The organism is Enterobacter cloacae complex sp. 2022EL-00981, assembly GCF_028737495.1.
In the GTDB taxonomy this organism is placed as follows: Bacteria; Pseudomonadota; Gammaproteobacteria; order Enterobacterales; family Enterobacteriaceae; genus Enterobacter; species Enterobacter cloacae.
Window position 1 is genome coordinate 18,723 of record NZ_JAQZRK010000016.1, and the last position, 20,357, is coordinate 39,079.

Sequence of the window (20,357 nt, forward strand, 5' to 3'; positions counted from 1 at the left end):
AAATTTCAATGGCACACTAATATAGCATTTCCGTCGGGAAGGCTTACGTATCGACATATATAACTGGTAGATTCCCGGAGCATATTTCAATGACTGTAATTTATTGCGCACACACCAGTGTTTTTTTGTTTCTGTAATCAAAAGACAAATCAATATACACTGCCATTAACGCAAGCATCACGCCTACAGCCAAACCATTATTATAAAAAAAAGCTTTACAAGGTAAAATCAGAGCAATAAATTCATTCATTATTACATTCCCATATGCTCACGAGCTTTATCACCATAAAACCAGGTAAAAAATGCCCCCATACCACAAAATATAACTATGCATAGAACAGCCATTATAATTAAAAACCAGCTGGATATAGGTTTACCGCCCTCACCAAAAGTGCCAATGGTTATCATAATTCCAAAAAAGAACATCAGCCCGGCGATCCCACAAACTTCCCACGGTGTCGTGTATCTTTTCTCCTGGGGATAATCAGGTTGGCGAGTTAATCTGGACGACAGCGCCGTCATTGAAAACCTGTTCTGTTCGGAAGCGGCCACCAGCTGATCACCCTGCGCATACACCACTGCATCTGATGCCAATGCCAGCATCAGCCAGACGTACCCGGCAGAATGCTCACCGAGTGACATTTCAAGATCCAGCCTGTCCGGTACGGCCTTTTTCTCATCCAGCACTTCCAGAAGCGGGTACTTCTCCGTGCGAGAGAGTCCGGTATACCAGAGTTGTTTTGGTTTACTGACAGCTTCCGCTCGCAGATAAACAGGAACTGTTGTTTCAACGTCTGTAACCCCCGTCATCGGTTGATAAAGATAAACCCGTTTTTCTCCTTCTGTTTTGACGTAGTAATTTGTGAAGAGAAGCGCAGTAACATTTTCCATCTGTTTAGACTCTTCTTCGTCAGAATGAAGGTCTACACAGATAAGCAGCCGTTCAACAACATACCCGTTAGTCTGATTTATCCATTCCGTGACTTGCGTATAGTCCGGACATTCAGGCAAAAAGGTGATTTTTTTAGTAGAGATCGCTAACCGTTCGAGCACACGACGGAGCTCATCGCTACAGGATTCGTCCCCACCGCGAACCCACACAAGCGCTTCAATCTGCTGGTACTTAGAAAGTTTTCCTGCCATCGGCTCCAGAACGTGGATCATTGCCTGCCCAGCTCTCGTGAAATCGAACGATTTTTCCAGTTCGATTTTCAACGGCATTTTAGCGGCCAGCGGAAACTCCCCCTCCAGTTTCAGCATACTCAGCGCCAGTTCTTTCGTTGCCTTCGGAGGAGTCAGCACGGACCAGCCTGCCAGGGTAATGTTGCCCCTGGCGTAGCTGACAACCTTGTATTCCTGTTCGGCCGCGATCAGCAACCGCGTTTCCACGTAGTGCCTGAGCCCGTGATACACGGCAGAGAACACTTGTACGAACCCCGTCAGGAAAACAACCGGAATCACCACAGACTGGGCAAGAAAATCGAGATCGACATGTTTATTACCCGGCCAGGTGACAGCCCGGACGGCCAGGCAGATAACCACGACGACCACATATAAGAGACATATCCACAAATAGGGATATTTCTCGTCAAATTCATTCTGTTTTGAGAATAACCACCAGTTCATCAAACAGCCCCCGCAGTGGGGAGCGTGGTGCGAATGGCACAGCCGCACGCCGCTTTACAGCCATCCACGACCACGCCGCGGCCGTTCATCGTCCATGTCGGGTGGCATTCGTTGATAGGGAACGTTCCTTTATGCTCAGGGCACATAACCAGATCGTTTTTCAGAGCCACAGGTTTTCCCATAAAGTCCGCGCCGGACGCTTTAATCACTTTTCCACCGCTCACCAGCGGATCGTTCAGTCGAATTACACCGTTCATTAGTATCCCTTCCTTCCAGCATTCATATTGCATTGCATATGGTCCCAACCGGTGTAGCCTTTTACTGCAGGGACTTTATCGGGCAGGTCCTGATAGTTCGTTTTAAACTGGGCAATATCCTCTTTCAGACCTTGTTTGGTGATGTAGTCCAAGCCCCAGGCAGGACCAGAAGATTTAGGCTTTAGGTAGTGTACAGCCCCATCTGACGCGGTATATGTAATCCCCGGTCCGCCCGGCAAAATTCGCGGATCATCAAACGGCTTGGACGACATATACAGCCGGTGTTTGGTCTGCAAAAAACCCTGGTCGTTGACCACTGTGAAGGAAAGAACATCTTCCTTCTGTGGGGCATTCATTCCATTAAGATCATTTTCACCAGGGGAAAACTGTGCAATTTGCCAGGTCTGCCCATAATCTTTCGAAACCCTAAATCCACCAACACCCCAACCAGTTATTGCAATATATTTCTCAGATGGATGGACATATTTTTTGGTAAATATCCGGTAAAACTGGCTGACAGGCTCCGTGTGGATACCCCGCTGTGTATCCGTGTACCAGAGTTCACCCTCGCAGTCCCAGCCCTTCAACTCCAGATAACGATGGTCATCGAACCGGTACACTACCTGCGTTGGCGGCTCTGAAGCCTTGCAACCTGCGGCCACCAGCACTGACACCAGGGCAAGACCTGCTGTACGTTTTATCTTCATGCTTGTCTCCCTGTCACGATTCCCACAACCCTTTAGCACTCGTAATCCCCAACTCCCGGTCAGATTTTGCCTTCGGCATATCCCATTGCAGGTTTGCCACTTCCTGATTCCCTGTTGCCAGATCACGGGATGGCTTAACCGACGTGGCATTGTTAAACTGGTTTTCCACGCCATACTCACCTTTGGGCAGAACATCTTCAGGTTTATTCATAAACCATTTTGTTGTTTCATCATTCAACTTTCCGGTTCTGTAATAATCTACAGCTGGCTTGAACCCATTCTGCGGGTCTCGCCAGTCTGCGCGGTGTAACAAGCCTTCCCAGAACTTACCTGCCTGATAGTCAAAGGACTTACACTGACCAATTGCCAGGTCGAACGCCATCGCGTGCGATGGTGCAAATTCACTGGCGACAATAGAAGAATGCTGGCTGTAGCCTACCGGATCGGTTTTCTGCCACTCCTTTTCAAGTTCATCACGGGATTTAAGCCAGGTCAGCGTCAACTGAGAAAAATCTCTCGTTCCCGTCACTTCACCGCGAATAACTTCATGCCCCCGGTCAAAACTTTCCACCTGCAGCTCATTCGGCGTTAGTACATGACCCGGTTGCCAGCTCATACGCTGATAGTTACTAAGCGCATAGGTAGCCGATGCCGTGCGCGAAATGGCACAGGCTTTAGCTGAATAGGAAATGTAGGCATCCGGGCTGTCCGGATCGATGTAAGCCGTGTATGGTTTATCACTGGTCTTCGGATCATTATCCGGATGGTTATCCTGCCCCATGAGCTTGAACATAAACGGCTCCGGCAGCTCTTCGCCGTTAATCACCACATCGCTGTATGAATATCCCGCATTCATCACCGGCGTGGTGCTGAAATCGCCCTTTCGCTCCGGTGCCATCTTAAACGGTTCCGTCTCCAGACGGCCGACCCAGCGATGCTGGCAGAATACCCGCTGACGCAGGTTAGGAATGCCAGCAGCTAACTTATCGGGAATCCCCCGCCAGCCGAATCCCTGGATGTTTTGCAGGGAAACCGTGCCATCCTGCGGGCACCAGTAGTTATAGACTTTGCCGTTGTTATCACGACGGTATTTTTCATCCTGACGTAATGGGTTATCAGAAGACTTGCGCGCGGCACAGCTGGCTTCCATCGCCAGCATATCCGCGTCTGACAGCTCACCGCCTTTGTACTGGGTCGCCATCAGTGCGCAGAAGTGTTTAAACGTTTCCTGGCGGGCAAATGCTGTCTGGTGATGGCCGGGTTGTGCATTTTCAATAAGGCGATCTTCCAGTGAATACGGTGAATGGTTCAGAATCACGCAGTTAACAGGATCAACTTCGGCCTGCTTAACCAGCATATTTGCCAGCATGGTGATAATCGTGCCCTGGCTGTGTGCCACCACGTTAATCACATCATTTTCTGTTTCCGGATTACGACGAATAGTCAGAATCAAATCCGCCAGGCGCTGCGCGGCAAAAAACTGGTAGATACGGTGCGGATTCGAGAAAATAGGGTGCGTGTAATCGCCGCCGTTCATGTGCAATGTGGCAAAGCCAACTGCAGCCAGCGCCGCGCCGCCAGCTCCCGGTCCTAACATATCGGGGATGTTGGTTGTCGCATTGGCAAACGTCCCTCCACCTTTAGCAAAATTCGTATCGAGGGCGTTTTTGAAATTATCGTTCTGGTACTTAAACGCACCTTTGCCGTCGTTACCCAGCGCCGCTTTGTTCTTCTCGTTATCCTCCTGATAAGCATCAAACGACAGGTGCGCATTGTCTCCCTGCTTGTAAACCTCTTCCCGGTATCGCTTCTGGTCAGCGACATAATCAGCATGAGTGACCGGCTTGTACCCCCAGTAAAACGGGATAACAGGCGAACGGCCAGGACGGGTAATTCTGTAATCGCCCCATTCATGCGCGTAAAAATCCTGACGATTAAGACGCTTACTCAGTCCCGCAAGAATGCCCTTCTCCTGATTCTGGTACGCCTCGCCCACGTCGTTCACGCCATGAACCAGGATCACGATCCCCGGCATCGGGCGCGGCACGCCAACGCGACGGGTCTGGGCCACCTCACCCAAATCTTTGTGTACCGGGATATCCCCTTCTGATATGACCCGTGGGGCATACGGGCTTTTTTTAACCTCCGTCATTACAGTAACTCCATTTTGTAGGTGTCCAGGTCATCGGCATCGAGCAACGCTGAATGGCCATTGCTGTCCGTCACACCTTCAAGCACTTTCCCGGCCGAGCTGGTCAGCCGGAATTTTTTGTTCGCGAGAATTTGCTCCGGGTCGTCTCCGGCGTGCAGCTGGTAGCGGAGCTTAAATGCCCCCTTATTGAACGACGGGACCGTGACCTGCGCGCTTTCCGGGCCGTCATACTTCAGACTGGGGCCTTTCAGTTCGATTGCCGTCGGCGAGAAGATGGTGACCAGCCCGTCCGGACTGACGCGTATCCCGCCACCGCCACAGACCAGCTGTATGCCCTGTCTGGCGCTGCCGTTCAGTTGCCCGTCGGTACTCGCCATCGTGAAATCATTCTGCGAGAGCATATGCATGGCACCGCGCTGGGCCTGCGTCGTGATGTCACCGGCACCGGCAATCATCTGAATGCCGAGCTTGCGGGCAAACAGCGAGAGTTTTTCCCCCACCGCCAGCGAGAACTTTTTCACCACGTTTACGCTGGTATCCTGACCCGCCGTAACAATCACATCTTTCCCGGCAGACAGCTGCAGACTGTCCGGCGTGACGTGCGCCTGCCCTTTGTCGGCATAGGTCAGCAGGCCCGCGCCGGTAAGGTTAGTCAGTATCTGGCTCAGTTGACTTTGCTGATCGGTTTCCACATTACTGGCCCCGGCTGTCAGTGCGCTTTGCTGCAGTGTCATTGCCAGCGACAACGCTTTCTCCAGCTGCGCAATGGCGGCCGTCATATCCAGTTGCTTACCCGCAGCACGCGGTTGCGCCTCCGTGGTGATCATCACCCCTCTGGCGGCACGGAGCGCCATGTGATTGTCAGTACGCGCTTCCACACCTTCACCGCGCTGTTTTCCCTCCGCGTCAACGAGGTGGCCAGCGCTGACCTGACTCTTGCCGTACTCCGTGGAAATCTTGATGTGTTCCTGCCCGCGCCGGTCCTCCAGGCGGATCTTGTTTGACGCTGCCGTGCGGATTACGTTGCGGGTATCGTTGCGGTTTGTGACCAGATCCGGATGGCTGCCGTCATGCATGACGTGCGCGATATACGGCCTGTCCGGATCGCCGCCTTCAAAGGCTACAGCCACTTCTGTGCCGTCCAGCAGCGGGAAGTGAAAACCAAACACATCCCCGCCGTACGGCCTGCCCAGACGCATCAGTGCACTTTCAAAGCCGTCACGTTTTTCATCGAGATCAAAATCAAACTTCACGCGGTAACGGCCCTGCGCATCGACTCCGGCATAGGTGGGATCGCGATTAATAGCCGCCACACGACCGGGCACCGTACCGGCTATCACCGGGCGCTGCAGAGAGTCCGGACGGTAACTGTAGCCGTTCAGATAAGGGATACCCTTCAGGATGGCGCGATAATGTTCTGCACGGCTGCCGGATAGCGTCATGGTGGTCACAAGAAATCCGGGCTTAAACCCGTCAGGAATATCCCCTGTCGGGTGAAACATCACGCCCGGCAGCAGTTCCGGGTCACTGGTTGTCATCCCCAGCACACTCTGTTTGTTCAGCAGGCGCTCATAGCGCAGGCGCGCGTAGAACGAGGCTGTTTCTGCCTCCTGGCCGTAAAAATCACCCGCAGCCAGAAAGTGATCGGCGTAGTGGTACTGTTTTCCGCGGGTTATCCCGTCAGGAATGTCATTCCCTGCAATGGTTTTATTCGCCTGTGGGGAAAACGGATCGCGGTAGTTATAGGTGCGGACCAGTACATTTTCGGGGATGAGCTGGTACTGCTCTTCGAGTTCGGTTACGTACTCTTCATGACTGGTCATGCCGGAATGGCGGACGTATGGCAGCTGCTTATTGCTGAAAACATAGCAGCGACCACCATCACCAAAAATCACCACCGTTTCGCCCTGTACCTTGTCATGATTTTCAAAGCGAAACCAAATCCCGACCTCGGCCAGCAGGCGGCGGATAAACTGGAGATCGGTTTCCTTCCACTGAATAATCATTTCACGGCTGGGGTAGCTGTGGCTCAGCTGGTCAAAATCGACGTTGTAACCCTGAAAATGGCCGCTGTCTTTCATTAACTTCGTAACGAGCTCAGGAACCGTCATGTCCATATACACGGCTGAACGGTAGTTCCGGTCCAGCAGTGCCAGTTCATGCTCCAGCACACACTCATACAGGGCTTCATCGGCAGATGACTTCAGACGGGCAAACGACGTGATCACGCCGTTGATCTGGCGCACCGGCAGCCAGGGATCCTGATTGTGCCAGCCAGCTTTCGGATTCGGGGCACGCAGAATAAATTCAGCCCTCTGATTGAGGACATCGTTGATTGCTATGTTCGGTGTTGGGCTGGTAAAGCGGATGGTGTAGCGGTAGGGCTTACTGAGCTCTTCTTCCCCGGTAAAAGAGTGAACATCCGGTAAAACAAATTTATTCCGGGGAAAATACAGTAAATAACGGTTTAACGTATCCTGTTGCTGAACAATGCCTGACGGTCCTTCCATCGTCAAATATCCCTAATAAATAATGACTGTTTATTAAAAAACAATACACTCACAGGCCATTGAATAAAATGCCATTCCGTAACACATCACAGAATGTTACAAAATACATATCATTCAGTTTAAAGATAAATAAAACAAAAATATTCATACCATAAATAAAAAAGACCAGGGATAATACCCGGCCCGTATATAACAATTCAGCCGGTAACATCATTTGGACGACGCGTTTTTCCTGTGAACGCATCATCAGATATTCAGGAACCGCCGCTGAAGGGTTATTCGGTCCTTTTTCCTGATATTAATCGCTCTTCCCTGGCGAACAGCAGTAAATATTAAACCGGCTCGCCGCCTGATAAGAATATACGGCAGTTTCCGTAAGCGGGATTTTATCTGCCACCAGTATGGATAAAATCCGTCCCGGTATCCCGGGTTCGCAGGAGGCGGTAAAGAGCGGGAAAAGGTATCCAGTTCGGACGGGAAAGCATACGTAACGAAAACCATATCGTGTTCAGACGTAAAAAAATCCGGGCTCAGAGGGGCTGAACCCGGATTGTCTCTTACTTGCAGGATCGTTCAAGTGTGCTTAAACGATCAGCATTACTGCACATGTGCAGGGCGTTTTTTTAGCAGTGGCATAAATGAGGGTTTAGCCAGGCTTATTTGTAAATAACAGCGGTACCGTGAAGGGTGTTAGGACCGGTTACAGAGGTAATGCGGAACGATTTCGCACCCATCTCATCCGCTTTTTGCGCCAGCTGGTCTTCCAGTGAACCCAGGTTAGTCCCGGCGCTGGCAGAGATGGTCCCTACTTTATGCTGGTCAGCAGGCGTTGACTGGACTTCCACAGCAGCAAAGCTTGCGAAAGAGAGTGAGCTAAGAACAGCAGCGGCGATGAGGGTTTTTACGTTTTTCATGATTTTTACCTTTGGCAGATGAATTTTGAGGTCGTTAGCTATTTAGTTAACGATCGATAGGTAAATGATAGATGTGATCCATCTCACACGTCAACATATTTTTATAACGACCATTAAATTAATTTTAATTCCGTTGTTTTTCATACCCATATGATTAATTTATTTTTCAGAAAACAGCACTGGTGGTGAAATGCGTTTATTTTTATAATGGTTATTCAACAAACCAACAGAGGACCAACGGCAAATGACAACCGATGTCACGAGTTGTGCGAAGAAAAGCCGTGGCCGACCAAAAGTGTTCGACAGGGATGCAGCGCTTGATAAGGCCATGACTCTCTTCTGGCAACATGGGTATGAAGCGACTTCGCTTTCCGATCTGGTAGAAGCCACCGGAGCCAAAGCGCCGACGCTGTATGCGGAATTCACGAATAAAGAGGGGTTGTTCAGGGCGGTACTGGACCGATACATCTCTCGCTTCGCATCGCGATACGAAGCACAGCTATTTTGTGAAGAGAAAACGGTTGAGCAGGCACTGCATGACTATTTCACCGCCATCGCCACCTGCTTCACCAGCAAAGAGACGCCCGCGGGCTGTTTTATGATTAACACCTCCGCGACGCTTGCGGCCTCCTCGAAAGAGATCGCCAACACGGTGAAATCGCGTCATGCCATGCAGGAGGAGACGCTCAGCACCTTCCTGGCCCAGCGCCAGCAGCGTGGTGAAATTCCGGCGCATTGCCGCCCTCAGGAATTAGCACAATACCTGAGCTGTATTTTACAGGGGATGTCGATTAGCGCCCGAGAAGGGGCGACGCTGGAAAAACTGCAGCATATCACCGAGACCACCCTGCGACTGTGGCCCGAACTGCTTAAAATACAGGGCTAAAAAAAAGCTCCTCAGCCTGAGCGCTTGAGGAGCTAAGTTCAGAGAACATCTTTTTTTACGCTTTGTTATTCAGTACCAGCTGGCCATTTCCATCCAGCGGAATTTGTGTGCCGGGGTCTCTGTCCATACGGATTTTGCCCTGCTGGTCACCAATTTTGTACGTCACGTCATAACCCAGCATTTTTTCCGACTTGTCATAGACGGTTTTACAGCGCTGCTGTGTCGTGGTGTACGTATCGTTATCCTGCATTGCGCCCTGCACCTGGTTACCGGCATAGCCGCCACCTAGCGCACCGACCACGGTCGCCACATCTTTACCACGGCCGCCACCAAACTGGTGACCAATCACCCCGCCTGCTACCGCGCCCAGCACAGAGCCGGCAATACGGTTTTCATCCTGAACCGGACGACGATGGGTGACAGAGACGTTACGGCACTCCTGACGAGGCGTTTTAACTGTTTCTTTAATGGGGGTTGCAGAAACCACCTGCGCATACTGTGGGCCGCGATTCAGTACGTTGAGACTGGCAACGGCAGCCACACCTAACGCAGCAGCGACGCCAATCCCTATACCCGCCAACATTGATTTATTCACGGGACTTCCTCCTTTGTTGCTATTGGTAACAATTTTGCAATGCAGGCTACGCTTCGCCAATAAGACAAAGGCTCAAAAAAATAGCTTTCAGGAGAGTGACAGGGCGTTTAGGAGAACTCTTAAGCACTCAATCTGTGATGAGTAGCATGATATGCTAAAAAATCCCTCCGGAGGGCCCGGAGGGAGAGAAAAATTAGTGCAGCTTCAGACGTGGACGGATCACGCGGTTGATTCGTCCTACCAGCATCATCAGGCCGGTTTTGAAGTAGCCGTGCAGCGCAATCTGGTGCATACGGTACAGGGAGATATAGACAAAGCGTGCGATGCGCCCTTCTACCATCATCGAGCCGCGCATCAGGTTCCCCATCAGGCTGCCTACGGTTGAGAAGTTCGACAGCGAAACCAGAGAGCCGTGGTCTTTGTAGACGTAGGCCTTCATTGGCTTGCCTTTGCGCTGTGCCAGAATATTGTGCAGCACCAGGCTTGCCATCTGATGCGCTGCCTGGGCGCGAGGAGGCACGAAACCGCCTTCAGGACGCGCGCATGACGCACAGTCACCAATCGCGAAAATCTCCGGATCGCGCGTGGTTTGCAGCGTCGGCTCGGTCACCAGCTGATTAATCCGGTTGGTTTCCAGCCCGCCAATGTCTTTCATGAAATCAGGTGCTTTGATACCCGCCGCCCAGACCATCAGATCCGCTTTGATGTACTCGCCATCTTTGGTGTGCAGGCCACCTTCGTCTGCGCTGGTCACCATCGTCTGGGTGAGAACACGTACGCCCAGTTTGGTCAGTTCGTTATGCGCCGCGCCAGAAATACGTGGAGGCAGCGCAGGCAGAATACGCTCACCTGCCTCAACCAGCGTTACGTTCAGCGCTTCATTGGTTAACCCTTTGTACCCGTAGCTGTGCAGCTGTTTTACCGCATTGTGCAGCTCAGCGGAGAGTTCAACGCCCGTTGCGCCACCGCCTACAATGGCGATATTCACCTTGCCATTCGCACCCATGTTATTGGTGTACTTCAGGAACAGGTTCAGCATTTCCTGGTGGAAACGACGCGCCTGGTGTGGGTTATCCAGGAAAATGCAGTGCTCTTTCACACCCGGGGTGTTGAAATCGTTGGAGGTACTGCCCAGCGCCATGACCAGTGTGTCATAGGCAAGCTTGCGCTCCGGGACCAGCAACTCCCCTTTTTCGTCACGCAGCTCGGCCAGGGTAATGGTTTTGCTCTCACGGTTGATATCCACCACGGAACCCAGCTGGAACTGGAAATGGTGGTTACGTGCGTGCGCCAGATAGCTCAGCGCGTCAACGCCCTCATCCAGTGAACCGGTCGCCACTTCGTGCAGCAACGGTTTCCACAGGTGGCTGTGGTTACGATCCACCAGCGTGATTTTGGCTTTTTTGCCGCGACCCAGCTTCTTACCCAACTGTGTCGCCAGCTCCAGCCCGCCAGCACCACCGCCTACAATCACTATCTTTTTCAATGGCGTAGTCAACGTGACCCCCTCAAATTATTAACCAATTGTTAATTAAAAGTTATAAAAATAACCCTTAATTAACAACAGGTTACAGCACTGAAACCATTCAGGTGCATTGAGAATACCACGTCAGGCGCATTGGTCATACCAAAATTGATGTGCATCAAGTTTTGGTGGCTTAAAAGTAGACAATTCTGCAGAAAAAGAAAGCCCGGCACGCTTTCGCGGCCGGGCCCGGGAGATCTTATGCAGTATCTTAGCCCAGTGTTTTGAAGGCTTTGATGCGCTGCAGATGCGGGGAGATGTTCTTGAACTTGTGGGTCTGTTCTTCGTCCCAGACAATTTCATAGTAGTGATGCAACAGCTCAGCCGCACGGTGGCTGTTGAGCGCCTCATCATTACGCGAAAGGATCACCAGACAGCGGTCGCGGTTCTTTTCACGGAAATTGCTGACGCACTTGGTGGCAATATCGACATACTCTTCTGGGCGGTCAATCTTGCCTTCCATGTTCTCGTTCGGGAACAGGTTAGGATTGAATACCACCTGGCGAATATCGCACAGGAATCCAATCCGCTCCGCCCAGTAGCCACCCAGCCCCACGCCGCAAATCAGCGGGCGATCGTCGATGTTGAGCTGCAGCATCTTGTCCACTTCTTTGAGCAGATGCTGCATGTCATGTTTCGGATGGCGCGTGCTGTAGCTGATCAGCCGAACATCCGGATCGATAAACTGCAGTTGCAGTACCTTCTCATGATTACCAGGACTGTTTGAGTCAAAACCGTGTAAATAGATGATCATCGTCTTCTCACCACGCTACGCCTTCCGGGAGGATTTACAGGCTGGCTTTATGTGCCTGCCAGCGCTCATTCAGTGCTTCAAGCCGGGCGTTAACCGCTTTCCAGCGTGCCGAATCCATCAGCTCCTGACGGCTAAATGAACCTTTATGATACAAATGTGTAACACGCTCTGCATTGATCGGCGACAGGTTATCCAGCACGCTGACTGCGCCTTTACGATTATTGCAGACGAGGATCATATCGCAACCTGCGTCGAGCGATGCCTGCCCACGCTCCGCGTAGCTGCCCATGATCGCCGCCCCTTCCATCGACAAATCGTCGGAGAAGATCACGCCGTTGAAACCGAGCTCATGACGCAGCACATTTTTTAACCAGTGCGGAGAACCGCTCGCCGGGCGCGGGTCGACGTCACTGTAAATCACATGTGCAGGCATAATGGCATCCAGCTTGTTATCGCTAATCAGCGAGCGGAACACCGACATATCTTTGGCACGAATTTCCGCCTCCGGACGCGGATCACGCGGAGTCTCTTTATGCGAATCCGCCGTCACGGCGCCGTGCCCCGGGAAGTGTTTACCGGTGGTTTTCATTCCTGCATCGTGCATGCCGTCGATAAAGCGGGTGGCCATCTCCAGCGCAATACGGGGATCGCTATGGTAAGAGCGCTCGCCAATTGCCGCACTGATATGCCCTACGTCCAGCACCGGGGCAAAACTGATGTCGATATCCATGGCAATCATCTCGCTGGCCATCAGCCAGCCGGCCTCCTGGGCCAGATTTCCGCCCTCTTCGGTGCCGAGCAGCGCCGCGAAAGACTGGGCCGCGGGCAGACGGGTGAAGCCCTCACGGAAACGCTGCACGCGCCCGCCTTCCTGATCGACGGCCACGACCAGATGATTACGCGACGCCGCGCGGATCTGGCGAACCAGCTCACGCAACTGCGCCGGATCGTGATAGTTGCGGGTAAACAGGATGAGCCCCCCCACCAGCGGGTGCGCCAGAATTTCACGCTCCTCCGCATCCAGTTCAAACCCTTCTACATCCAACATGACTGGACCCACAGCAACCTCTCTTATCCTTTAATGTGTAACTGACGCCAGGCATCATCTGCCAGCGCCATAAATTGTTTCTCGCCGGACTGCTGAAAACGCATTTCAAACCAGCCCGCCATCAGCATGACGACCCAGGGCCGCCAGCGTCTGACCTGACGCGCCAGCTGTCCCGCGTCCAGATGCGCAATGCGGGCGTAATCGCCGATCAGTCTTTGGCGCGCTGTATCATCTTCCACCCAGACGGCCGCCAGCTCCAGTGCCACATCCCCATCACCGGCATACTCCCAGTCGATAAGCCTGATGCCGGTGGACGTATGCACAATATTTCCGGCATGAACATCCATGTGTAATGGCGACAGCCGAAGCGGCTGAGGCTCTCCCGCAGTGCGTAACCGTTTAAGCTGCGCAAGCCACCGTGGGGTACGTCTGTCCGGTGAGGCTCGCTGCCAGTATTGTTCCAGCAAAGGGAGCAGCGTGACTCGCCACCCCAGACACGGCTGATGGTGCAACTGACAGAGCGTCGTCGCAAGCGTTGCGCTGTCGGGCAGCGTATGCCGGATCTCCCCTGCCAGATACTCTACCGCCATCCAGCCCTGTCTGAAAAAGCGCGGGGCTGGCACGAGATCCGCCGGTAGACGCTTCAGGGCACGAAACTGACGGCGAAAATGGGAAACGGGGGCTAAGGGATCGTGGTGATGACGCAACACCAGACGCTGCTCGCCCTGTTCCAGAATGCAACTCGCGCCGCCAAGCCCGGAGTGGGCCTGCGGCGCGATAAGACGATACTGCGGAAAATAACGCGTGAGGATCGCTTCACGCGTGCAGTCAGAGTTGCGTAACCGCACCTTTACCTGACCAGATAATCTCGCCTGTCTGGACCAGCATCAGCTGCATCTGCAGGGCTGGCGTATTCACGTTACCGGTGGCATTAGAGTACAGCACATACTGCGCACCAACGTTACGGGCAATCCCCATCGCCTTACTGCGCGTACCGAGGCTGTCCTGTGGCGACAGACCAAGCTGCTGTTTGGCTACTGCCAGCTGCTGTGCGGAAACCAGCGTAAACTTGCCGTTATTGGCCAGTGCATTGCGCAGGGTTTCTGTCGCTTCCCCAGCATTGAGTGAACCGTTAGTCCGGTTATTTACGCTATCCACCAGCAGTACGCTGCCTGCCGTTACGCCCTGCGCCTGCAGCATTTTGCCCACCATCGGCTGCATCGCACCGTTCCAGTCATAATGACGCACGCGCGGCGTTGGCTGGGAGGTCTGGTCCGGATGTTCAATCGGGCCAGGCTGCGACGGGATCGTCGGTACAGACGGCACGGTTGGCTGCGGTTGCGTTGGCTGTGTCGGCTGCTCCGTACCCGGTTTTGCCTCGTCCACCGGCGCAGGCTGTTCGGTTCGCGTCACACATCCTGCAAGGAACAGTGCAAAAGCTGTCACGAGCGCATAACGGCTCATATTTTTAATCAAGGTTCACCTCTTACAGATAAAGATAAAGTCTCACCTTATGCGCACCCAGATAGTTGGCGCTACCATAGAGCGTTACCGACGATCCTGCCGGAATGGTCACGCTGCGCGGCGCTTCCAGCGGGTGCATTTCAAGACCCCGTACGTCATACCAGAAGAAACGGTAGTGCACCGTCACCGGTTCGTGTCTTTCGTTAAAGAGCGTAGAGGACGCAGAAGATTTAATTTCACTGATGGTCAACGTAGGTTGTTCTGCGGTGATGCCCGCGGCAAGTACCGAGGACTCCATCACCAGCGTCTGTTCATCACTGACGGGAATGGCCGGGCGCGTGCTGCATCCCACCATTACCAATGTCATTGCCAGCGCTGCAATACGCCCTTTTAACATGTCAAAGACCTTTATGTGACAGCATCGGTCCCAGAGGACGCCCACCCAGAAGATGCATATGAATATGATAAACTTCCTGACCACCATGGCGATTACAGTTCATGATCAAACGGTAACCGTCTTCAGCAATCCCCTCCTGCTCGGCGATTTTCGCGGCTACCGTCAGCATACGGCCTAACGCCACTTCATGCTCGGCTTTTACGTCATTGACGGTGGGAATCAGAATATTTGGAATGATAAGGATATGAGTCGGAGCCTGAGGAGAAATATCTCTGAAAGCCGTCACCAGCTCATCCTGATAAACGATATCCGAAGGGATTTCGCGGCGGATAATTTTACTGAAAATGGTTTCTTCAGCCATGACCTGTTCCTTTGTAGTTTAATCTGGCGTGGTGCGTCCGCTATTAACACAATCTCTGCATGAGTGTGTGGCACAATGGAAGAGTATGAGCGACTTTCTCCTGTCCTTTCAACCTTCTCCCCGGATTTCTTTCCTGAAAGCGTTTCAGCTGACTGAAGAGTAACCGCTCTCGACGCTTCACCACCTGAAACATAATTTCATTTCCTTTTGACACATCTGTTTACAGTGCTAATCACAATGCGTATATTTCGCATTTGCATTTTCATGCACATTTTTAACATAGAAAACGACGTCAGCCCGTTCTCACGGGACTGTCGCACTCACCTTTCACCATTCAGTAAGGGTTTGATGATGTCTTTCATTTATCACACCAGGGATGGGCAACCGCAGCCAGCCGCCACGCCTTCGTTGCTGGCTGCCTGTATTGCTTTGGCATTGATGCCAGCCGTCAGTTTCGCCGCCTCAGCGACCGAAGATACCGTGGTTGTCGAGGGCGGTTTTGATAACGCACAGGACCCGTCCAGCAGTCAGGATACGGACTACAGCGTTAAGACCACCACCACGGGGACGAAACTGTTACTGGTTCCCCGCGATATTCCGCAGTCCGTCAGCGTCATTAGCCAGCAGCGTATGGCAGATCAGAATCTGCAATCCCTCGGCCAGGTGTTAACTAACACCACCGGCGTCACCGCGCAGGTACAGGACAGCGACCGGACGGTATTTTACTCGCGCGGCTTCTTTGTCAGTAACTATGCGTATGATGACCTGCCAACCTCCATCAGCGAAGTATGGAACTTTGGCGACACCGCCGCCGATACCGCCATTTACGATCGTATTGAAGTGGTACGCGGTGCAACCGGCCTGATGTCCGGCACGGGAAATCCCGCCGCCTACGTCAACATGGTACGTAAGCATGCAGACAGCAATGAATTTAAAGGCAATGTCTCCGCCAGTTACGGTAGCTGGGACAAACAACGCTACGTGCTGGATCTGCAGGCTCCGCTGGTAGAGTCGGGTAACGTGCGCGGTCGTCTTATTACGGGTTATCAGGACAACGACAGTTTTGTTGATAACTACCACTACCGCAAAAAGTTCCTCTATGGCGTGGTCGATGCGGACGTGACTGACAGCACCACCCTGTCTGTGGGCTATGAATATCAGGAAAGCGATACCGATAACCCAACCTGGGGCGGCCTGCCAACCTGGTACAGCGATGGCAGCAAAACCCATTACAACCGCAGCCAGACCGTTGCACCAGACTGGGCTTATTCAGATAAAGACAACACCCGTATTTTCGCCAACCTCACCCAACGCTTCGACAACGGCTGGGAAGCCCACATCAACGGCATGCATGCCGACACCAACTTCGACAGCAAACTGATGTATATGTCCGGCTACCCGGATAAAGAGACCGGTGCGGGTATGGTCGGATATGGCGGCTGGAACCGCGGTGAACGTAAGCAGGATGCGGTGGATGCCTTCCTGCGCGGCGGGTTCGATCTTTTCGGTCGCCAGCATGAGATGATGTTTGGCGGTAGCTTCAGCCGCCAGCGTAACCACTATGACAACACCATGCCGGACGCGCTGTACGGCATGGTTGACGTGGGTAACTTCAAAAACTGGAACGGGAATATCGCCGATCCGCAGTGGACCCCCTGGAAGCTTTACAGTCAGGATGATATCCGCCAGTCTTCAGCCTATACCTCAGCCCGCTTCTCGCTTGCCGATCCGCTATCTCTGATCCTCGGTGCGCGTTATACACATTACAACATTCGCTATAACCCGGCGGGCTCCCCGGACACCCGCCTGGAAAGCAGTAAGGACGATGTAACGCCATATGCGGGCCTTGTTTATGATATCAATGAAGACTGGTCAACCTACGTCAGTTATACCTCCATCTTCCAGCCTCAGGACAAACGTGACGCCAGCGGCCGCTACCTGGACCCGACAACGGGGAAAAGCTATGAAGCCGGGGTGAAAGCAGACTGGTTTAGTACGCGCCTGACCACCTCGCTCGCCCTCTTCCGCATTGAGCAGGATAATGTGGCGAATAATACCTACACCTACATGCCCAGCGGCGAGTCAATTTATGAATCTCTGGATGGGGTCGTCAGTAAAGGGATCGAGTTCGAGCTAAACGGCGCCCTGACCGATAACTGGCAGCTGACCTTCGGCGCAACCCGCTACATTGCTGAAGACAAGCGCGGCAACGCGGTAAGTTCCGATCAGCCTCGTACTACAATGAAGCTCTTTACCCGTTATCAACTGCCCATGCTACCTGCACTGGCAGTGGGCGGCGGGGTGAACTGGCAGAATAAAGTCTGGAACGATGTAGATGGCGGCCCGGCAGGCCGATCACGGGCAGAACAAGGCAGCTACGCGCTGGTTAACCTGTTTAGCCGGTATCAGGTGACTAAAGATTTTGCTGTCCAGGCTAACGTCAACAACCTGTTCGACAAAGAGTATTACGACTACGTCGGCTCTTATGTGGTATATGGCGCGCCGCTGAACGTCTCTGTAAGCGCGAGCTACGACTTCTGAGTGTTCAGCCGCTCCCCGGCATAACAAAACTGCAGGCATAAAAAAGGCAGCCATTCGGCTGCCTTAGTCTCCCCAGGTCACAGCTTAGCTGTTGCGGATGTATTCATCCATTTCGGTTTTCAGGTTATCGGATTTGGTACCGAAGATTGCCTGAACACCAGAACCTGCAACAACCACACCCGCTGCGCCCAGTTTTTTCAGACCCGGCTGGTCTACTTTCGCAACATCGGCAACGCTCACACGCAGACGAGTGATACACGCGTCCAGGTTAGTGATGTTCTCTTTACCGCCGAATGCTGCAACCAGTGCCGGAGCCATTTCGCTGGTCGCGCCTGCTTTGCTGTCTTCTGTTGCATCTTCACGACCTGGCGTTTTCAGGTCCAGTGCTTTGATCAGCACGCGGAAGATGGTGTAGTAAACAACGGCGTAGCACGCACCCACGATTGGGAACAGCCACAGTTTGCTGCTGTTACCGGACAGAACGATGAAGTCGATCAGGCCGTGTGAGAAGGAGGTACCGTCACGCATACCCAGCAGGATACAGATTGGGAACGCCAGACCCGCCAGAATCGCGTGGATAACGTACAGGATCGGCGCAACGAACATGAAGGAGAACTCGATCGGCTCGGTGATACCGGTCAGGAACGAGGTCAGCGCTGCGGAGATCATGATACCGCCCACTTTTGCACGGTTCTCTGGTTTAGCAGAGTGCCAGATTGCAATTGCCGCGGCTGGCAGACCATACATTTTGAACAGGAAGCCACCAGACAGTTTACCTGCAGTTGGGTCACCCGCCATGTAACGTGGGATATCACCGTGGAACACCTGACCTGCTGCGTTGGTGAATTCACCAATCTGCATCTGGAATGGAACGTTCCAGATGTGGTGCAGACCAAATGGCACCAGGCAACGCTCGATGAAGCCGTAGATACCAAACGCCACAACCGGATTCTGATAAGCAGCCCACTGAGAGAAGGTCTGGATTGCCGTACCGATTGGTGGCCAGATGAAGGACAGGATCACACCCGTGAAAATCGCTGCCAGACCAGAGATGATCGGAACGAAACGCTTGCCCGCGAAGAAGCCCAGATACTCAGGCAGCTTGATGCGATAGAAGCGGTTAAACATATACGCTGCAATCGCACCGGAGATGATACCGCCCAGAACACCGGTATCTGCCAGGTGTTTCGCTGCGATCTCTTCAGCAGGTAAATGCAGAACCAGCGGTGCAACCACAGCCATGGTTTTCACCATGATGCCGTAGGCAACCACAGAAGCCAGCGCAGAAACGCCGTCGTTATTGGTGAAGCCCAGAGCAACACCGATAGCGAAGATCAGCGGCATGTTAGCAAAGACAGAACCGCCTGCTTCGGCCATTACGTGGGACACTACGGCTGGCAGCCAGCTGAAGTTTGCAGAACCGACACCCAGCAGGATACCTGCGATAGGCAGTACGGATACTGGCAGCATCAGCGATTTACCGACCTTTTGCAGGTTAGCAAATGCATTCTTAAACATAATTGAGAGTGCTCCTGAGTATTTGTGCTTTTTTTACGCTTTCACGCATTGGCCCGGGGGGAGTACCGTGCCGTGGACAGGACATCTAAGCGCCCTTTATTTATTACACAGAGTAAAATAATTCCCTCTGAGTTTGTTTGACGGCTATCACGTTTCAGCTTAAGACGGTCGAAAAACTTTCAGTTATTTACAAAAAGCATTTCTGGATGTGTCTAAAAACACCATCACCGCCCCAAATGAGGCGGTGAACTTTACTCGTTTTAACTATTAATTACGAGCCTAAAAAAAACAGGTGTATCAAACAGATTGCAGGCGGGCGGGGTCAATATGGAACAGTGTAGAGAAGTTTTCCGTCGTGACGCGGGCCAGCTCTTCGATACTGACACCCTTCAGAACGGCCATGTATTCAGCCACGTCTCTCGTCATTGCTGGCTGGTTTTCTTTACCGCGATGCGGTACCGGAGCCAGATAAGGAGAGTCTGTTTCCACCAGAATACGATCGAGCGGAACATAACGCGCAGCATCGCGAAGCTGCTCAGCGTTACGGAACGTCACGATCCCGGAAAACGAGATATAAAACCCTAAATCAAGCAGTTTTCCCGCCGTTTCTCTGTCTTCTGTGAAACAGTGTAGTACGCCACCGCAATCCGTCACGTTTTCTTCCCTGAGGATCGCCAGGGTATCGGCGCGGGCATCGCGGGTATGAACGATAACCGGTTTGTTAAGCTCACGGCCAATGCGAATGTGATGGCGGAAGGACTCCTGCTGACGCGCCATGGTCTCCGGCGTGTAGTAATAGTCCAGCCCGGTTTCCCCCATCGCTACCACGCCCTCTTCGGCCGCCAGACGACGTAACTCCTCGACGTCGTATACTTCATCCTGATTGAGCGGATGCACGCCACAGGAAAAGACCACATTAGGGCGAACGCCCACCAGCTCACGCATGGTGCGATAGCCCGGCAGCGTGGTAGCCACCGCAAGGCAAAATTTCACATCGCGGGCGGCGGCTTTAGCCAGCACGTCGTCCACGTCTTTATGCAGGGATTGATAATCCAGGCCATCGAGATGGCAGTGTGAGTCGACTAAAAACATAATGTCTCTC

Annotated in this window: 19 protein-coding genes; 2 read left to right on the forward strand and 17 right to left on the reverse strand. The window is 52.8% G+C overall.

Features of this window, described 5'->3' with window-relative positions; genetic code table 11:
- Positions 1 to 100: 100 nt before the first annotated feature.
- The 7 genes from PUZ33_RS14650 to bhsA form a co-directional block, all read right to left on the reverse strand.
- Positions 101 to 250 carry a hypothetical protein gene (locus PUZ33_RS14650; RefSeq protein WP_159424632.1) on the reverse strand — a complete coding sequence of 50 codons (150 nt, stop codon included), beginning with the start codon at positions 248 to 250 and terminating at the stop codon, positions 101 to 103.
- Positions 251 to 252: 2 nt separating this feature from the next.
- Entirely contained in the window at positions 253 to 1,626 is a 1,374-nt protein-coding gene (locus tag PUZ33_RS14655; RefSeq protein WP_058680524.1) for a hypothetical protein, read from the reverse strand.
- Complete coding sequence (locus PUZ33_RS14660; protein ID WP_023333978.1) at positions 1,626 to 1,883, reverse strand: PAAR domain-containing protein; 258 nt, start codon at positions 1,881 to 1,883, stop codon at positions 1,626 to 1,628. Before PUZ33_RS14660 ends, PUZ33_RS14655 begins: the two co-directional genes overlap by 1 nt.
- On the reverse strand, positions 1,883 to 2,590 hold the full coding sequence (locus PUZ33_RS14665) for a T6SS immunity protein Tli3 family protein (protein WP_058680525.1): 708 nt from the start codon (positions 2,588 to 2,590) through the stop codon (positions 1,883 to 1,885). The genes PUZ33_RS14660 and PUZ33_RS14665 overlap by 1 nt, the downstream gene beginning before the upstream one ends.
- A gap of 13 nt (positions 2,591 to 2,603) precedes the next feature.
- The gene (locus tag PUZ33_RS14670) at positions 2,604 to 4,742 is read right to left on the reverse strand and encodes a T6SS effector phospholipase Tle3 domain-containing protein (RefSeq protein ID WP_058680526.1); all 2,139 of its coding nucleotides are present in this window, start codon (positions 4,740 to 4,742) and stop codon (positions 2,604 to 2,606) included.
- Positions 4,742 to 7,252 carry a type VI secretion system Vgr family protein gene (locus PUZ33_RS14675; protein ID WP_058680527.1) on the reverse strand — a complete coding sequence of 837 codons (2,511 nt, stop codon included), beginning with the start codon at positions 7,250 to 7,252 and terminating at the stop codon, positions 4,742 to 4,744. The genes PUZ33_RS14670 and PUZ33_RS14675 overlap by 1 nt, the downstream gene beginning before the upstream one ends.
- Before the next feature lie 656 nt (positions 7,253 to 7,908).
- Entirely contained in the window at positions 7,909 to 8,166 is a 258-nt protein-coding gene (gene bhsA / locus PUZ33_RS14680) for a multiple stress resistance protein BhsA (RefSeq protein WP_013097102.1), read from the reverse strand.
- A 244-nt stretch (positions 8,167 to 8,410) separates the two neighbouring features.
- On the opposite strand from bhsA, the gene PUZ33_RS14685 reads away from it, so the two are divergent.
- On the forward strand, positions 8,411 to 9,052 hold the full coding sequence (locus tag PUZ33_RS14685) for a TetR/AcrR family transcriptional regulator (protein WP_013097103.1): 642 nt from the start codon (positions 8,411 to 8,413) through the stop codon (positions 9,050 to 9,052).
- 55 nt (positions 9,053 to 9,107) lie between these two features.
- On the opposite strand, the gene PUZ33_RS14690 is transcribed toward PUZ33_RS14685, so the two are convergent.
- The 8 genes from PUZ33_RS14690 to hinT form a co-directional block, all read right to left on the reverse strand.
- Positions 9,108 to 9,647 (reverse strand): glycine zipper 2TM domain-containing protein, encoded by a 540-nt coding sequence (locus PUZ33_RS14690; protein ID WP_013097104.1) that lies wholly within the window; start codon positions 9,645 to 9,647, stop codon positions 9,108 to 9,110.
- Between the two features lie 193 nt (positions 9,648 to 9,840).
- The gene (locus PUZ33_RS14695) at positions 9,841 to 11,145 is read right to left on the reverse strand and encodes an NAD(P)/FAD-dependent oxidoreductase (protein WP_013097105.1); all 1,305 of its coding nucleotides are present in this window, start codon (positions 11,143 to 11,145) and stop codon (positions 9,841 to 9,843) included.
- A 238-nt stretch (positions 11,146 to 11,383) separates the two neighbouring features.
- Positions 11,384 to 11,926 carry an alpha/beta hydrolase YcfP gene (gene ycfP / locus PUZ33_RS14700; protein ID WP_013097106.1) on the reverse strand — a complete coding sequence of 181 codons (543 nt, stop codon included), beginning with the start codon at positions 11,924 to 11,926 and terminating at the stop codon, positions 11,384 to 11,386.
- 34 nt (positions 11,927 to 11,960) lie between these two features.
- Positions 11,961 to 12,986 carry a beta-N-acetylhexosaminidase gene (gene nagZ / locus PUZ33_RS14705; RefSeq protein ID WP_058680529.1) on the reverse strand — a complete coding sequence of 342 codons (1,026 nt, stop codon included), beginning with the start codon at positions 12,984 to 12,986 and terminating at the stop codon, positions 11,961 to 11,963.
- An 11-nt stretch (positions 12,987 to 12,997) separates the two neighbouring features.
- Positions 12,998 to 13,822: a thiamine kinase gene (thiK, locus tag PUZ33_RS14710; protein ID WP_040019516.1), complete on the reverse strand. Its 825-nt coding sequence runs from the start codon at positions 13,820 to 13,822 to the stop codon at positions 12,998 to 13,000.
- The gene (lpoB, locus tag PUZ33_RS14715; RefSeq protein WP_104668931.1) at positions 13,803 to 14,447 is read right to left on the reverse strand and encodes a penicillin-binding protein activator LpoB; all 645 of its coding nucleotides are present in this window, start codon (positions 14,445 to 14,447) and stop codon (positions 13,803 to 13,805) included. Before lpoB ends, thiK begins: the two co-directional genes overlap by 20 nt.
- A 13-nt stretch (positions 14,448 to 14,460) precedes the next feature.
- Positions 14,461 to 14,835, reverse strand: a complete 375-nt coding sequence (locus PUZ33_RS14720; protein ID WP_023621894.1) for a YcfL family protein — start codon at positions 14,833 to 14,835, stop codon at positions 14,461 to 14,463.
- Between the two features lies 1 nt (position 14,836).
- Positions 14,837 to 15,196 carry a purine nucleoside phosphoramidase gene (hinT, locus tag PUZ33_RS14725; protein ID WP_013097111.1) on the reverse strand — a complete coding sequence of 120 codons (360 nt, stop codon included), beginning with the start codon at positions 15,194 to 15,196 and terminating at the stop codon, positions 14,837 to 14,839.
- Between the two features lie 351 nt (positions 15,197 to 15,547).
- On the opposite strand from hinT, the gene fhuE reads away from it, so the two are divergent.
- Entirely contained in the window at positions 15,548 to 17,737 is a 2,190-nt protein-coding gene (gene fhuE, locus PUZ33_RS14730) for a ferric-rhodotorulic acid/ferric-coprogen receptor FhuE (RefSeq protein ID WP_058680530.1), read from the forward strand.
- Between the two features lie 84 nt (positions 17,738 to 17,821).
- Here fhuE and ptsG read toward each other — a convergent pair whose 3' ends face one another.
- Positions 17,822 to 19,255: a PTS glucose transporter subunit IIBC gene (ptsG, locus tag PUZ33_RS14735; protein WP_013097113.1), complete on the reverse strand. Its 1,434-nt coding sequence runs from the start codon at positions 19,253 to 19,255 to the stop codon at positions 17,822 to 17,824.
- 297 nt (positions 19,256 to 19,552) lie between these two features.
- Positions 19,553 to 20,347, reverse strand: a complete 795-nt coding sequence (locus PUZ33_RS14740) for a metal-dependent hydrolase (RefSeq protein WP_058680532.1) — start codon at positions 20,345 to 20,347, stop codon at positions 19,553 to 19,555.
- Positions 20,348 to 20,357: the final 10 nt, after the last annotated feature.